The sequence below is a fragment of the Streptomyces hainanensis genome, assembly GCF_004348415.1.
Taxonomy (GTDB): domain Bacteria; phylum Actinomycetota; class Actinomycetes; order Streptomycetales; family Streptomycetaceae; genus Streptomyces; species Streptomyces hainanensis.
Window position 1 is genome coordinate 1 of record NZ_SMKI01000898.1, and the last position, 749, is coordinate 749.

The 749-nt window shown below is 72.5% G+C and carries 1 protein-coding gene; it reads right to left on the reverse strand.

Annotated features, from left to right (window positions below; all coding sequences use genetic code 11):
• Nucleotides 1-81: 81 nt before the first annotated feature.
• Nucleotides 82-749, reverse strand: a 668-nt coding sequence (locus E1283_RS36710; RefSeq protein ID WP_279571327.1) for an SLC13 family permease, incomplete at its 5' end; no start/stop codon positions are given.

Consider the following 749-nt stretch of genomic DNA (forward strand, 5'->3'; position numbering starts at 1 on the left):
GTCGGACACGTCCACGCCGGCGCGGCACCGGCGTCGGAGGCGCGCGCCGCGGTCGGGTTCCGTTCGGGGGGCGGCCAGGCGTCAGAGCGCGAAGGCGCCGGTCAGCAGGGCGCCGGCGGTCATCACCAGGGAGGTGGCGAAGGCCCAGCGGAAGACGAACCGCTGGTGCTCGCCGAGGGACACGCCGCTCATGCCGACCAGGATGAACGTGGAGGCGGTGAGCGGGCTGAGCGGGAAGCCGGTGGTCATCTGGCCGAGGATGGCGGCCCGTCCGACCTCGGCCGGGTCGGTGCCCGAGCCGGCCGCCGTCTCGGCGAGCACCGGGAGCACGCCGAAGTAGTAGGCGTCCGGGGTGAACACGAGGCTGAGCGGCATGCCGGTGATCGCGACCAGCACCGGCAGGTGGCCGGAGAGCGAGCCGGGTATGACGTCGACCAGCGCCCTGGCCATCTCGTCGATCATGCCGGTGCCGGTGAGGACGCCGGTCAGCACGCCGGCCGCGAAGATCATGGTGGTCACCAACACGACGTTCCTGCCGTGCCGTTCGAGCAGCGCCTGCTGGCTCTCCCAGGTGGGGTGGTTGAAGACCAGGGCGACGGTGAAGCCGAGGACGAAGAGCACCGGCAGCGGCATGGCCTCGGCGATCAGCGCCACCATCAGGGTCACGGTGAGGACGAGGTTGACGACGGTGAGCCAGGTCGGCGTCGCCGGCTCGGGCAGCCGCAGGGTGCCGGGCCCCTCCCCCACCC